14 protein-coding genes are annotated in these 13,864 nt (G+C 74.2%); 7 read left to right on the plus strand and 7 right to left on the minus strand.

Annotated elements, in window-relative coordinates; all coding sequences use genetic code 11:
* Positions 1-95 precede the first annotated feature (95 nt).
* A complete protein-coding gene (gene greA, locus AC060K_RS20925) occupies positions 96-578 on the minus strand; it encodes a transcription elongation factor GreA (protein WP_483765694.1) in 483 nt (160 codons plus the stop codon).
* 139 nt (positions 579-717) lie between these two features.
* Complete coding sequence (locus AC060K_RS20930; RefSeq protein ID WP_483765695.1) at positions 718-1,155, minus strand: DUF4307 domain-containing protein; 438 nt, start codon at positions 1,153-1,155, stop codon at positions 718-720.
* 114 nt (positions 1,156-1,269) lie between these two features.
* Between AC060K_RS20930 and mca the strand changes: the two genes are divergently transcribed.
* From mca to AC060K_RS20945, 3 genes are read left to right on the plus strand one after another with little or no spacing between them, the layout of a single operon-like run.
* Positions 1,270-2,163: a mycothiol conjugate amidase Mca gene (gene mca, locus AC060K_RS20935; protein WP_483765779.1), complete on the plus strand. Its 894-nt coding sequence runs from the start codon at positions 1,270-1,272 to the stop codon at positions 2,161-2,163.
* Complete coding sequence (locus AC060K_RS20940) at positions 2,160-2,549, plus strand: hypothetical protein (protein WP_483765696.1); 390 nt, start codon at positions 2,160-2,162, stop codon at positions 2,547-2,549. Before mca ends, AC060K_RS20940 begins: the two co-directional genes overlap by 4 nt.
* Positions 2,542-3,369, plus strand: coding sequence for a carbon-nitrogen hydrolase family protein (locus AC060K_RS20945; RefSeq protein ID WP_483765697.1), 828 nt, complete (start codon positions 2,542-2,544; stop codon positions 3,367-3,369). Before AC060K_RS20940 ends, AC060K_RS20945 begins: the two co-directional genes overlap by 8 nt.
* A gap of 7 nt (positions 3,370-3,376) precedes the next feature.
* Here AC060K_RS20945 and trhA read toward each other — a convergent pair whose 3' ends face one another.
* Positions 3,377-4,153: a PAQR family membrane homeostasis protein TrhA gene (gene trhA / locus AC060K_RS20950; RefSeq protein WP_483765698.1), complete on the minus strand. Its 777-nt coding sequence runs from the start codon at positions 4,151-4,153 to the stop codon at positions 3,377-3,379.
* A 279-nt stretch (positions 4,154-4,432) separates the two neighbouring features.
* Between trhA and AC060K_RS20955 the strand changes: the two genes are divergently transcribed.
* Both AC060K_RS20955 and AC060K_RS20960 read left to right on the plus strand, forming a co-directional pair.
* Positions 4,433-5,194: an isoprenyl transferase gene (locus AC060K_RS20955; protein ID WP_483765699.1), complete on the plus strand. Its 762-nt coding sequence runs from the start codon at positions 4,433-4,435 to the stop codon at positions 5,192-5,194.
* 81 nt (positions 5,195-5,275) lie between these two features.
* Positions 5,276-5,764: a MarR family winged helix-turn-helix transcriptional regulator gene (locus tag AC060K_RS20960; protein WP_483765700.1), complete on the plus strand. Its 489-nt coding sequence runs from the start codon at positions 5,276-5,278 to the stop codon at positions 5,762-5,764.
* Between the two features lie 1,399 nt (positions 5,765-7,163).
* Here the strand turns inward: AC060K_RS20960 and AC060K_RS20965 are convergent.
* Positions 7,164-8,846 carry a DUF2142 domain-containing protein gene (locus AC060K_RS20965; protein WP_483765701.1) on the minus strand — a complete coding sequence of 561 codons (1,683 nt, stop codon included), beginning with the start codon at positions 8,844-8,846 and terminating at the stop codon, positions 7,164-7,166.
* Between the two features lie 214 nt (positions 8,847-9,060).
* Between AC060K_RS20965 and AC060K_RS20970 the strand changes: the two genes are divergently transcribed.
* A complete protein-coding gene (locus tag AC060K_RS20970; protein WP_483765702.1) occupies positions 9,061-9,927 on the plus strand; it encodes an alpha/beta fold hydrolase in 867 nt (288 codons plus the stop codon).
* Between the two features lie 18 nt (positions 9,928-9,945).
* Here the strand turns inward: AC060K_RS20970 and AC060K_RS20975 are convergent, their stop codons facing one another.
* Genes AC060K_RS20975 through AC060K_RS20985 form a run of 3 tightly spaced genes read right to left on the minus strand, consistent with a single transcriptional unit; the run spans position 9,946 to position 12,571 of the window.
* On the minus strand, positions 9,946-10,287 hold the full coding sequence (locus AC060K_RS20975; RefSeq protein ID WP_483765703.1) for an ArsR/SmtB family transcription factor: 342 nt from the start codon (positions 10,285-10,287) through the stop codon (positions 9,946-9,948).
* On the minus strand, positions 10,284-11,513 hold the full coding sequence (locus AC060K_RS20980) for an MFS transporter (RefSeq protein ID WP_483765704.1): 1,230 nt from the start codon (positions 11,511-11,513) through the stop codon (positions 10,284-10,286). The genes AC060K_RS20975 and AC060K_RS20980 overlap by 4 nt, the downstream gene beginning before the upstream one ends.
* A 44-nt stretch (positions 11,514-11,557) precedes the next feature.
* Positions 11,558-12,571 carry a LysR substrate-binding domain-containing protein gene (locus tag AC060K_RS20985; protein ID WP_483765705.1) on the minus strand — a complete coding sequence of 338 codons (1,014 nt, stop codon included), beginning with the start codon at positions 12,569-12,571 and terminating at the stop codon, positions 11,558-11,560.
* 83 nt (positions 12,572-12,654) lie between these two features.
* Between AC060K_RS20985 and ald the strand changes: the two genes are divergently transcribed.
* On the plus strand, positions 12,655-13,773 hold the full coding sequence (ald, locus tag AC060K_RS20990) for an alanine dehydrogenase (protein ID WP_483765706.1): 1,119 nt from the start codon (positions 12,655-12,657) through the stop codon (positions 13,771-13,773).
* Positions 13,774-13,864 lie beyond the last annotated feature (91 nt).

Genomic DNA, 13,864 nt, shown 5'->3' on the forward strand with positions numbered 1-13,864 from the left:
ATTTTGCACCCCCACGGCCGGGGGGGGTTGGGGGGGGGCGGGAATCCCGGCCCGGATGCCCGCCACAGCCATACCCACAGCGGTCGAGCGGGCGGTCAGCCCTGGAACGGCTTGGCGCCGGTGATCTCGACCTCGATCTCGCGGCCGTTCGGCGCCGCGTAGGCGGTCTTGTCGCCCACGGACTTGCCGTTGATGGCGGCGCCGAGGGGGGAGGTGGGGGAGAACACGTCCATCTCCGTGGTGCCCGCCATCTCGCGGGAGCCCAGGAGGAACGTCATCTCGTCACCCGCCACGAGAGCGGTGACCACCATGCCCGGCTCGACCGTGCCGTCGTCGGGCGGCGTGCCGATCTGGACGTGACGCAGCTTCTCGGTGAGCTCGCGCACGCGGGCCTCGTTCTTGGCCTGCTCCTCGCGCGCCGCGTGGTAGCCGCCGTTCTCCTTGAGGTCACCCTCGTCGCGGGCGGCAGCGATGCGCTCGGCGATCTCGGTCCGGTAGGGACCGGAGAGGTGCTCCAGCTCGGCCTTGAGCCGGTCGTGCGCTTCCTGGGTGAGCCAGGTGACAGAGGCATCGGCCACGGGGGCTCTCCTTTCGTGGTGCTCGTTCGAGCGACAAGTGGCGACGCGCGTGCGCCTCCGACGGTGCGGCGGGCACGCGCGTGTACCGATCAACACTGCGTGTGAATCTCTTAGGATACCAAATGCCCGTTGAATACCGTCAGGACGTGGCCGTGCAGCTGTCGACCACGCCGGTGGTGGCCCGCTCCGTGGTGCGGACCGTGACCGTGTACTGCGCGGTGCGGGCCTCGGACGGGCCCACCTCCACCTCGAGCGCCCCCACCTGGGCGTGGGCGGTGTTCATGGCGGTGATCAGGCAGGTCGCCTCCATCCCGGGCGGCATGCTCACCTGGAACGTGACGTCGACCTGCTCCGCGCTCCCCACCGAGAACCCCACGTCGGTGAAGGACACCGGGTCCCGCTGCTGCTGTACCACCGTGAACCAGGCAGCCACGGCCACCGCGGCGGCCAGGGCGGCCGCCACCGCCACGCGGGCGCCGGTTCCGAGGCGCCGGGCGCCGGGCCGGCGGGCACCGTAGCGCTCCGCCAGGTACTCGTCGGCGGCAGCCTCGGCAGACGGGTCCTGTGGGTGGCTCATGGTTCCATTGTCCCTGAGCCCACAGGCTGCCTGGCTCCACCTTTGACCATGACCCACACCTCGACCCATACGGAGGAAACGGTGTCCGCAGCACAGCGCGAGCCGCTGCGTCTGATGGCCGTGCACGCGCACCCTGACGACGAGTCCAGCAAGGGGGCCGCGACCATGGCCCGGTACGTCGCAGAGGGGGTCGAGGTCCTGGTCGTGACCTGCACGGGCGGGGAACGCGGGGACATCCTGAACCCGAGCTTCGACGCCTCGGCCCACTCCGGCCTGGACACGCCCGAGGGCATGGCGGCGCTCCGCCGTGAGGAGATGGCCGCCGCCGCGGCGGCGCTCGGCGTGCGGCAGACGTGGCTGGGATTCGTCGACTCCGGCCTGCCGGAGGGCGACCCGCTGCCCCCGCTGCCCGAGGGCTGCTTCGCCCTGGTCCCCCTCGAGGAGGCGGCGCGACCGCTCGTCGAGCTCGTGCGCGAGTTCCGCCCGCACGTGATGACCACGTACGACCCGTCGGGCGGCTACCCGCACCCCGACCACATCAAGTGCCACGAGGTCTCGATGGAGGCGTTCCGCGCGGCGGGCGACCCCGAGCGCTACCCCGGCACCGGTGAGGCGTGGGAGCCGCTCAAGCTCTACTACGACCACGGCTTCTCGATGGCGCGCATCCGGGCGGTCCACGAGGCCATGGAGGGCGCCGGCCTGGAGTCGCCGTTCGGCGAGTGGGTCGAGTCGCGCACGGCGCGCGAGATCCCCGAGCGCCAGGTGACCACGCGGGTCCCCGTCGCGCAGTACTTCCCGCAGCGTGACGCGGCCCTGACGGCGCACGCCACGCAGATCGACCCGGAGGGCTTCTTCTTCGCGGTCCCGCGCGACCTCGAGGTCGACGTGTGGCCCTGGGAGGAGTTCGAGCTGGCCGAGTCCCGGGTCCCGCTGCCGCCCCTCGGGGAGGGGGAGCTGGAGGACGACCTGTTCGCCGGTGTCCGGGTGAACGACGAGGTGTCGGCATGAGGTCCTGGCTGCTCGCCGCGTCCGTGCCGTCCCCGTCGCCGTCGGGCGGTATGCGGCCAGGGCTCGAGGAGACCGACGTCTCTCCCGGTCTCGTGGGGTTCCTCGTCACCTTCGCGGTGGCGGCCGCGTGCGTGCTGCTCTTCATGTCGTTCACGAAGCACCTCCGGGCGGCCCGCCGCAACGCGCAGGAGCAGGGTCTGCCCGTCGAGGAGAACAAGGGCATCGGCTTCCGCCGCGAGGGCGGCCCGGCGGGTGGCGCGGCAGGTGGCGCGTCCGACGACGCCGGGTCGCCGCCCTCGTCGGGAGGTCAGCCGGGTGGTCGCGGGCCGGGCGACGGCGGGGGATCGTCGTCGGGCAGCGACAGCGGGAGCGGCTCGGGTGACTGAGGAGCCCGGCGCCGCCGCGCCGGGTGCGCCCGTGCGCGTGACGGTGGGCCAGCTCGAGGTGTCCGAGGACCACGCGGCCAACCGCGAGGCCGTCGCGGACGCCTTCCGCGAGGCCGCGAGGCTGTCGGCGGACCTGCTGGTGCTGCCGGAGTACGCGTCGGGCTACGACCGGCACGGGGTGGGCCGGGAGCATGCGGAGCCGCTCGACGGCCCGTTCGTCAGCGCGCTCCGGAGCCTGGCGAGCCGGCACGGCGTCGCGGTGGTCGCGGGCACCACGCTGCCCGGCACGGGCGAGCTGGCGGTCAACGCCATGGTCGCTGTGGACGCCGCGGGAGACCTCGCGGGCGTGTACCGCAAGGTCCACCTGTACGACGCGTTCGGCACGCGGGAGTCCGACCGGCTGGAGCCCGGCCCGGCCGGCGCGCCCCCGCTGACGCTGCGCCTCGGCGGTCTCACGTTCGGGGTGCTCACCTGCTACGACCTGCGCTTCCCGGAGTCGGCGCGGCGGGTCGTCGACGCCGGGGCGGACGTGCTGCTCTACCCCGCCGCGTGGGTCGCAGGTCCCCTCAAGGCTGACCACTGGCGCACCCTGCTCCAGGCCCGCGCGATCGAGAACACCGCGATCGCGATCGGCGTCGGCATGGCGGGCAAGGGGGTGACGGGACGGTCGCTGCTGGTGGGACCGGACGGCGTCGTCGGCCTGGAGCTGGGGGAGGCCGCCGACGTGCGCACCGTGGACCTCGACCCCGCCGGGGTGGCCGCCGCCCGCGCGGCCAACCCCTCGCTCGCCAACCGCCGTTACACGGTGGTGCCGCGGTAGCAGGGCGTCAGCGGGCCGCGACCGCCGCGATGAAGATCGCCACCGTGTGGCACGCGAAGCCCACCACGGTGAGCACGTGGAAGATCTCGTGGAACCCGAACCACCGGGGGCTGGGGTTGGGCTTCTTCGTGGCGTAGATGATCGCGCCCACCGTGTACGCCAGGCCGCCGCCCATCACGAGCCACACCACCGCAGGGCCGCCCGTCGCCCAGAACTGGCCCATGTAGCCCACCGCCACCCAGCCCAGGGCGAGGTAGATCGGCACGTAGACCCAGCGGGGGGCGTTCAGCCAGACCACGCGGGCGAGGAGCCCCAGGAGGGCGCCGCTCCAGACGATCCACAGGAGGACGGTGGCCGTCGCCTCGGGGAGCATCAGGACCGCGAGGGGCGTGTACGTGCCGGCGATGATGAGGAAGATGTTGGAGTGGTCGGCACGGCGGAGCACCCCGGCCATCCGGGGCGACCACGTGCCGCGGTGGTACACGGCGCTGGTGCCGAAGAGGAGGCACGCGCTGAGGCCGAACACGGCCACCGAGACCTTGCCTGCGACCGGGGGCGCGAGCACGACCAGCACGATGCTCGCGGCCAGGGCCAGCGGGAAGGTGCCCGCGTGGATCCAGCCGCGCAGGCGCGGCTTGAGCTGCTCGACGGCCTCCGCGACGTTGGCGGAGATGGTCTGGACCACCTCGCCGACGGTGTGGCGCACCTCGTCGAAGGCCTCGGAGACCTTCCCGTCCCGCGGCGTGTCGCCCTGGCGACCGTTCTGGTCAGCGGCTGCTGCCACAGTTCCTCCTTACGTCCGGCGCGACTGCAGACGGTAGGCGAGGCGTCGCGCCCCGCAACCTACGGTCGCGTAACTTACTCAAGCGTAGGTTATGGCGGCACGCCCGGAAAACCCGCCGTGTGAAGATCCTGCGGCTGCACCGTGCGAAGTGCCCGGGGAGCGGGCGCAGGTCCGTGGGGCAGGCGTGGTGGACGTATGGGTGTGACGCACCGGGCGCGGTAGCGTGTGTCCCGCCGGTTCGGCGATCCCTGTCCGCCCTCCTTCCTCCAGAGGTACCCGTTGCGCCTGCCCAGCCCGCTCTACAGCCTCTACGAGCGACGCCTGGCGGCGAGCCTGACCGGAGCGGCGCTGCCGCGGCACGTGGGGGTCATGCTCGACGGGAACCGTCGCTGGGCGCGGTCGTTCGGCGAGACGGCCGCGACGGGGCACCGGCGGGGCGCGGACAAGATCACAGAGTTCCTGGGCTGGGCCGAGCCGCTCGGGATCGAGGTCGTCACCCTGTGGATGCTGTCCACCGACAACCTCTCCCGCTCGGCCGAGGAGCTCTCCAACCTCCTCGACATCATCGAGGACGCCGTCCGCGACCTTGCGGACTCGGGGCGCTGGCGCCTCCGGGTGATCGGACGTCTGGACCTGCTGCCGGCGCGGCTCTCCGACGCCCTGCGGGCCGCCGCGGACAAGACCGAGGGGGTCGAGGGTCTGCAGGTCAACGTGGCCATCGGCTACGGGGGGCGCCACGAGATCGCCGACGCGGTGCGGTCCTACCTGGCGTCGCAGGCCGACAGCGGGGCCACCCTCGCCGAGCTCGCCGAGCGCATCGACGTGGAGCACATCGCCGAGCACCTGTACACGCGCGGGCAGCCTGACCCGGAGCTGGTCATCCGCACGTCGGGCGAGCAGCGGCTGGGCGGGTTCCTCATGTGGCAGAGCCAGCACACCGAGTTCTACTTCTGCGAGGCCTACTGGCCCGCGTTCCGGCGCGTCGACTTCCTGCGTGCGCTCCGCGACTACTCGCAGCGAGAGCGCCGCCTCGGCAAGTGACGTTCCCCGCTCGAGCCGCCGCGCCTGACGCGTGAGCGGACGGGCACGCGGGTAGCCTGCCGTGGATCCGAGGGAGGCGAGATGAAGGCACCTGACAGCAGTCCGGCACCGTCGGCACGGGAGGCGGCCGAGACCTGGGAGTCGCTCTTCCGCACCCAGGTGGCCCTGATGCGGCGGCTCCGGGCCGACGACATCTGGGGCGACCTGAGCATGCGGGAGTACGACGTGCTCTTCACGCTCGCAGCGGCGGGCGCCGGCCCGGGCGACACAGGCATGCGCCTGCGCGACCTCAACGAGGGCATCCTCATGGCCCAGTCCTCCCTGTCCCGGATGGTCGAGCGCCTCGAGGGCCGCGGGCTCGTGGCTCGCGCCCCGGACCCGGAGGACGGCCGGGGCACCCTGGTGAGCCTGACGCCCGAGGGGGTCCGCGTCCAGAAGGAGCTCGGCCGGCGGCACGTCCGGTCCATCGCCCACTACCTCGGCGGTGCGCTGGACAGCGCGGAGATGGCGACGATCCGCGACCTGCTCGACCGGCTCCGCGCGGCCCAGGCAGACATCCCCGACGCCTGACCGTGGACGTCGCGCCGGGCTCGTCGTCGTAGGCTGGCGCCGTGTTCCGCTTCCCGGTCCGGTCCGGCCCCGCCGAGCCGTGGATCGTGCTCTGCCTCGCCGTGACCGCCGTCCTGGCCTCGCTGGCCGCAGGCTTCGCCGACCCTCCGTACGCGACGGGTGACGAGGCTCCCCACGTCGACTACGCCTACCAGGTGTGGCACGGCGGGCTGCCCGTGTTCGAGGACGGGCTCCGGCTACGACCGCCGGGCGCGTGGCTCGCGCCCGTGCAGTGGACGGCACAGCACCCGCCGCTCTTCTACCTCCTGGTCGCGCCCCTGGTGGGCCCGCTGGCCGACGCGGGCCACCCCGTCGCCGCCGTCTACGCGGCCCGCGCCGTCAACGCGCTGCTGCACGGGGCGCTGGTGGGCGCGGCCTGGTGGTCGGCCCGCAGGCTGACGCGGCCAGGCAGCAGGGTCCCCCTCCTCACGGCGCTGGTCGTGGCTCTGATGGCCCAGGCGGCCCGGCTCGGCGGCTCCGCATACAACGACCTGCTCGCGACGCTGCTCGTCACCGTGCTCTTCGGTCTGTGCGGCAGCGCGGTGCGGCGGGGCCTCGACGCGCGCCTGGTGGCCGCGATCTCGCTCGTCGCCGCCGCGTGCTCGCTCACCCGCACCTCGGCCACCATCGTGGCGGTGGTCTGCTGCGGGTTCGCGCTGCTGGCTCAGCTGCTGCGCGCCTGGCGGCCTGGGGCCGACGGCGCCTCGGTCTCCTGGCGGCCCGCCGTCGCCCTGCTCGTGGCGGCGCCCGTGGCCGTGCTCGCGGCGAGCGGCTGGTTCTACCTCCGCAACTACCGTCTGACCGGGAACCTCACCGGGAGCCACTTCGACTGGTCGCTCGAGAACCAGGGCCGGGTGCCCCGTTCGCTGGCCCAGGTCCTCGCCGACCCCGTGACCTGGGGCCGGCTGCCTGACCTGTTCTGGTGGGGTGGACCCCTGCCGCGCGGGTACGCCGCCGTCACGATGGTGGTCACGGTGCTGGTGCTGGTGTACGCGCCGGTGATCGCCGCGCTGGTGGCGGTGGTGCGGCGCCGTCGTGCCGCGGCCCGGCACCCCGCGGGGGCCGGCCAGGCCGCCGCGGGGGCCGGCCAGGCCGCCGCGGGCGCCGCGAACCCGCTGCTCGTCGCGCTGCCCGCCGTCGCCTTCGGGGTGACCGTCCTGGTGCAGCTCCTGTACTCGACCAACGGCGGGGGTCTCTACCCGCGGTACCTGCTCCCGGTCGCCCTCCCGCTCGCGCTCGGGATCGCCGCGGGGCTCGCGCTGGCGCCGCGGGTCCTCGTCCCGGTGTGGTCGGCCGTCGTGGCGGTGGACGGGGTGGTCTGGGTGGTGCTGCGGCTCCTCGAGCCGATGGACCCGGGCCGTTACACCTCGGCCCCGGTGCCGGCAGTCGTCGCGACGGTGCTGGCGCTCGGGGCCGGCGTGGTGTCCGTGGCGATGGTGAGAGCGACGGCCGTCCGAGCGAACGTCGTCGACGCGAGGACCGCCGCGACCCCGGCCGACGCCGCCAGGGCCAGCACCAGCCCTGCCTGAGGCCCGGTGAGCGGGCTCCACGCGAGCCATCGCGCCGCCGCCGTCCCGAGCGGCTCGCCGGGGCCGCGGTACATGCCCGCGAAGGCCACGGCCAGGCTCGCCGCCGCGATGACCAGACCTGCGGTCACGACCACGGGCACCGCCCTGCCGAGCGCCAGGGGCCACCGGGAGAGCAGGGCGCGCAGGCCGACGGCGAACGCGACAGCCAGGGCCGTGAGTCCCGCGAACACGTAGCGGCCCTGCAGGGCGGTGATCCACCCGTGCTCCTGGTAGAACGCCCAGCCGTTGACGAGGACGAACAGGGCGAGCAGCCCGGGCAGGGCCAGGAGGGTGCCGACCTCGCGACGGTGGCCGCGCGCCACGACCGCGGCGAGGCAGACGAGGATCAGGAGCCAGGTGGCGACGAGCACGACGGTGGGGTTCGCCCGCAGCTCGAGCCAGCCGAAGCTGCCCCAGAAGGAGCGGGTCAGCATCCGCCACGCCGTGGGCAGGTAGTCACCGAGCCCGCCGGCCGGCTGGCTGGGGTAGGTGGGCGGCATGCCTACCGGCTGGACCGTGCCGTGGACGAGGATGTTCCGCGCCCACCACCAGCCGCCCACCGCGAAGGCCACGACGAGGGCGAGGCCCGCCCGCAGCGAGCGGGCAGCCCACGAGGGGGCACGGCCGAGGTCGGGCGCACCGGTCGCAAGGAGGAACGCGAGCACCACTGTGGGCAGCGCGAACCCCGGCATGATCTTGGTCAGGAGGCCCAGCCCGACGACGAGCCCCACGAGCGCGGCCGTGCGCCACGACCGGTCACCCGTGAGCACCCGCACGCAGAGGTAGGTGAGGACGGCTCCCGTGAGGGTCACGAGCGAGTCGTTCGTGACGCTGGCGAGGATGTGTCCCGACTGCGGGATGAAGAGCGGGAACGCGGCTGCGAGCAGGGCCGCCGGCCGGGATCCCGTGAGGCGCCGGACCGAGGCGGCGGCCAGCGGCGCGAGGGGCACAAGGAGCGCCACATCCAGCAGCCGCACCGCCAGCAGCATCACGTCCCACCGCGCCTCCGCCAGTCCGGTCGCCCGGAGGAAGGCGGCGCCGAGCGCGTAGTAGAGGGGTGGGTGCTGCGTCATCTGGTCGACGACCGGCCGGAGGCCGCCGTCGTGCGGCTCCGGGAGCGCGTTCTCGGCAGTGACGTGCACGCGCTCGGCGTCGGGGACGGGGGCGACGTCGACGAACTGCGGCTTCTCCTCACGGAGCGCGTAGCGGCCTGGCAGGTCGGCCCACCGGGCGGACTGCTCCTGCGCCTGCGTGACCGCCGGGCCGAGGTAGGCCTCGCCGGGCTCCGGCCAGCCGCCCCCGTGCGCGAGGCGCACGATGCTGTTCAGGTGCTGCGTCTCGTCAGGAGCGCGGAACCCGGGCGTGAGCACCGCCCAGGTGGTCGCGGTCAGCGCCACGAGGACGCAGACGAGGGTCAGCGCGGCGCGGTAGTGCCGCTCGGTCTGGGTGTGCGGGCGGACCGGTACGGGGCTCATCGTCTGCTTCCGTCGACGGGTTCATCGTCACGGCGCCGTTGCCAGGTCCAGTGTGCCCGAGAATCACCCCCTCGCCCACGCCGGGAGAAATATGCCCGCACGGCGTGCCGCCCGGCGAGGGACGTCCGGCGCGGTCCACCCGCCGGTGGGGGAATGTCGGGTTGCACCCGGTCCTGGGGCTGCGGCGGCGGAGGGAGGTCTGTAGCGTCGGCGCATGCCACGATCGGTCTACCGAGACCCGGCCGGCGCCATGGCCGTCCGGGACCACTGCAGGAACACCCTGAGCGCGTGGTCGACAAGCTTCGGCTCCGCGATGCTGACCACCACCGCCGGGCGGACGCACGCCGTCTTCACCGGCTCGGGCGGGCCCACCGTCGTGGTGGTGCCCGGTACCAACATCAGCGGCGTGCTCCTCGAGCGGTTCGCCGCGGTGCTGGCCCGCGCGCACCGGGTGGTCCTGCTGGACGTGCCCGGGCAGCCGGGCCTGAGCGACGAGCAGCCGCCCGGCGGCGACCGGCTCCCCGTCTACGGCGGCTGGCTTGCCGAGGCGCTGCAGGAGGTTGCGCCGGACGGGGCCACGGTGGTGGGGCACTCGCTGGGTGCCGCCATCGCGCTGGCCTGCGGGTCACCCCTCGTGCGGGCCCGCGTCCTCGTCTCGCCCGCCGGGCTGGCACCGCTCCGCGTCACGCCCGCGATCCTGGCCGCCACGGTCGGCTGGCAGGTCCGTCAGGGCACGGAGCCGAGCGTCACGCTCCTGCGGCACCTGGTCGCGCCGGGTGCGGAGGTGCCCCCGCCGCTCGTGGAGTGGTTCGAGCTGCTCGCGACGCACTGCCGCACGTCGCTCGCGCCGTCGCCGCTGCCCGGCCGGCTCCTCGCGGCGCGGGCGGACGTCCCGCGTGCCGTCGTGACGGGCGCGCACGACGTCTTCCTGCCCGCGCGCCGCCTCCGCGGGCCGGCGGGCAAGCACCTGGGCGCGGACGTCGAGGAGGTGCCCGAGGCCGGTCACCTCCTGCTGGACGAGCAGCCGGCCCGGGTGGTCGCGCTGGTGGACCAGGTCCTCAAGACCCGGCCCGCGGCCTGAGCGGCCCGCCGGTCCCGCTCAGCGGTGGTGCGGCGGCGTCTCGTAGAGGGCGTGCTCGGTGTGCTGGAGCACGTTCGTCACGAGCGCGGCCACGTGCTCGTCGGGCTGCCCGTAGTAGACGGTCCGGCCGTGCTTCCGTGTGGTCACCAGGTGCCCCGCGCGCAGCTTGGCGAGGTGCTGAGACACCGCGGGCGTGGGCCGGTCGAGGGCCTCCGCGATGTCGCTCACCGACATCTCCGTCCCGTCGAGCATCGCGAGGACGGCCAGCCGGGTGCGGTCGGCGAGCAGGCGCAGCACCTCGACGGCGTGGTCGAGCTCCGGTTCGGTGGGGGTGTGCCGCAGGGTTGCCACGCCGCTCATGATCGCACCCTCGCCCGTGGCCAGAGGGCGACCGCGGCCAGCGTGGCGGCACCGGCCGTCCCGGCCAGGACCAGGGCTGTGCCGCCCAGGCTCGTGGCGCCGAGCCAGCCGGCCAGCGGGTACGTGACGAGCCAGCACGCGTGCGAGAGGGAGAAGTCGGCGGCGAAGGCGTCGGCGAGGTCCTGTGGTGGGACCTCCCGCCGGAGGATGCGGCCGACGGGCGTCTCGGCCGCGGCCCAGCCGACGCCGGCCAGCACCCAGAGGACGCCGGTCGCGACGAGCGGCCCGGTGCCCCGGCCACCCGCGAGGGCGAGCGGGACGAGCGCCGTCGCCACGGCGAGCACCACGCCGCCGCCGAGCATGACCCGCTTCTCGGGGAGCCGGCGCAGCACGGCGGGCAGCACCACCGCCCCGGCCATCGAGCCCGCACCGTTGGCGGCGAGCAGCAGGGCGACGGCACCCTCGCCGGCACCGAAGGTGCCCCGCACGATCGTCACCGTCTGCACCAGCACGAAGGCTCCCCCCGCGGCGACTGCGAGGTTGAGCACCAGGAGCGGCCGGAGGGCGGGCAGCCGGAAGAACAGGAGGATGCCGTGCCGGGCCCGTCGGTCGAACGGCAGCTCGGGCGTGTCGTCGTCGGCCATGACGTCCCTGGTGCGACGGGGGAGCGCGACGGACAGGACCAGGAGGGCCGAGCCGGCGAAGCCGGCCGCCGTGCCGAGGAACAGGGACGACGACGGCAGGACCAGCAGCGCCGCCGCCGCGAGCAGGGGCGACAGGACGGACTCGAGGTCCGTCGCGAGCCGGGAGAGGGAGAGGGCGCCGGTGTAGTCGTCCTCGTCGGGCAGCACGTCGGGGATGACGGAGTGGAACGTGGGCAGGAAGGCCGCCGAGGCGACCTGCAGGACGAACACGAGCGCGAAGACCTGCCACACCTCGCTGACGAACGGCAGGCTCAGCGCCACCGCGAACCGGACCGCGTCCGACCCGACCAGGACCGCCCGCCGGGGGAGCCGCACGAGAGCGGCGGCCGCGAGCGGTGCGAACACCACGTAGGCGACCATCTTGATCGCCAGTGCGGTCCCGAGCACGCCGCCCGCGTCGTCCGGGTCCAGGTCGTAGGCGAGCAGGCCGAGGGCGACGGTCAGCAGGCCCGTCCCGGCCAGGGCGACGACCTGGGCCAGGAAGAGCTGCCGGTAGGTGCGGTGGGAGAGGGCGCGCAACACACTTGCATCTTTGCATAGGTGCGTGAGTGCGCAAATATCGCGCGCTATCCGGCAGGCCGGATGCCGGGCGGGTCGGGCGCGCCGGGCGGGTCGGCCGGGTCGGGCGGGTCGGCCGGGTCGGCCGGGTCGGGCGGGTCGGCCGGGTCGGGCCCGGCGGGCGGCAGGGCTGTCCGGCCCGCGTGGCGCAGGGCCGTCAGGGTCTCGCGCACTGCGACCCGCGAGGTGGCCGTGCGCCGGGCCACGAGGTGGATGTCGCGCAGCACCGGGTCGGTCAGGGGAACCGCCCGGACGGCGTAGCGGTCGTCGACGGCGAGGAGCGGCAGCAGCGTCACGGACAGCCCTGCCTCGACGTGCCGCAGCATGGGACCGAACCCGGCGAAACGCGCGGTGACGCGGGGATGGAAGCCGGCTCGGAGGCACCACCGCTCACCGAGGTCGGCGAGGTGGGCGCCCGGGTGCTCGAAGGCCCACGCCTCGTCCGCCAGGGCGGCGAGCCGGAGAGGACCCTCGCACAGGTCGGACCGTGACGCGGGGACCACGAGCACCACGGGGTCCGACGCGAGGTGGATCCGCACGAGCCCAGGGCCCGTGACCACCGGTGCGTCCGGGAAGTCCGCGCTGACCGCCACGTCCACCTCGCCGCGCTGCACCGCGGGCACGCTCACGACGGGTTCCGCCTCGGTCAGCTCCAGCGAGATCCGCGGGTACTCGCCGGTGACCCGCTGCACGGCAGGCAGCAGGATGCTGTGGAAGGCGCTCGTGAAGGCCGCGACCCGCACGAGGCCGGTGGCCTCGTCGTGGAGGTGCGCGATCTCCGCCTCCACCGAGTCCATGTGGTCGAGGATCTCCGCCGCGCGCTGCGCGAGCACCACCCCCACGGGGGTGAGCCGGATCCGCCGCCCGGCCCGCTCGAAGAGCGCGGCACGCACCTCCGTCTCCAGCAGCGTGAGCTGCTGGGACACGCTCGACGGGCTCTGGTGCACGGACTCCGCCACGGCCCGGACCGTGCCGAGCAGGTGGAGCTGGTGGAGCAGGCGGAGCCGCCAGGGGTTCAGCACACCTCCACTGTACGGCTGTGCCGAACAAACACATCGGAAACGCGACATGGACCCGCACAATCGCGCCGCCGTATTTTCCGAGCATGAAGATCGGCATCCCTACCGAGATCAAGAACAACGAGAACCGCGTCGCCATCACCCCGGCCGGCGTGCACGAGCTCGCCACCCGCGGGCATCGCGTTCTCGTCCAGGCCGGCGCGGGCACGGGCTCGGGCTTCACGGACGACGCGTACCGCGTGGCGGGGGCCAGGACCGTCCCCACCGCCGAGGAGGTCTGGGCCGAGGCCGACCTCCTCGTCAAGGTCAAGGAGCCCGTGGAGCCCGAGTACGCGCTGCTGCGGCCCGACCAGGTCCTGTTCACCTACCTCCACCTCGCCGCCTCGAAGCCCTGCACCGATGCACTGCTCGCGGCGGGCACCACCGCCATCGCCTACGAGACCGTCCAGCTCCCCGACCGTTCGCTCCCGCTCCTGTCGCCCATGAGCGAGGTGGCGGGCCGCCTGTCCGTCCAGGTGGGCGGCTACCACCTGATGCGCGCGGCCGGAGGAGCGGGCGTGCTCCTCGGCGGCGTGCCGGGCACGCCGCCCGCCAAGGTGGTGGTGATCGGCGGCGGCGTCGCGGGAGAGCACGCGGCGGCGAACGCGATCGGCATGGGCGCCGACGTGACCATCGTGGACATCTCCCTGCCCCAGCTCCGCCGGCTGGAGGCGCGCTTCGGCGGCGCCGTGCAGACCCGGGCCTCGACCCACTACGAGATCGCGGAGCAGGTGTCGTCGGCGGACCTCGTCATCGGGTCCGTCCTGGTGCCCGGCGCCGCGGCCCCCAAGCTGGTCACGGACGCCATGGTGGCCTCCGCCAAGCCCGGCTCGGTGTTCGTCGACATCGCGATCGACCAGGGCGGCTGCTTCGAGGGCTCGCGCCCCACCACGCACGACGAGCCCACGTACCGCGTCCACGACTCCGTCTACTACTGCGTCGCCAACATGCCCGGGGCCGTGCCGGCGACGTCGACCCGTGCGCTGACCAACGCGACCCTCCCGTACGTGGTCGCCCTGGCCGAGCAGGGCTGGCGGGCTGCCCTCGCCGCCGACCCCGCCCTGGCCCAGGGGCTCAGCACGCACGCCGGCCGGATCACGAGCGCGCCGGTGGCCGCCGCGTTCGGCGCGCCGTGGACGGACGTGGCGGAGGCGCTGACGGCCTGACCCTCGGCGCGCGTCAGCCCGGCAGCCGCGCACATCACTTCGGCAGTTCGTCGGGGGGGGGGGGGGGGGGGGGGGCCCCCCACCCCCCCCC

The organism is Antribacter sp. NEAU-D49, from assembly GCF_057158775.1.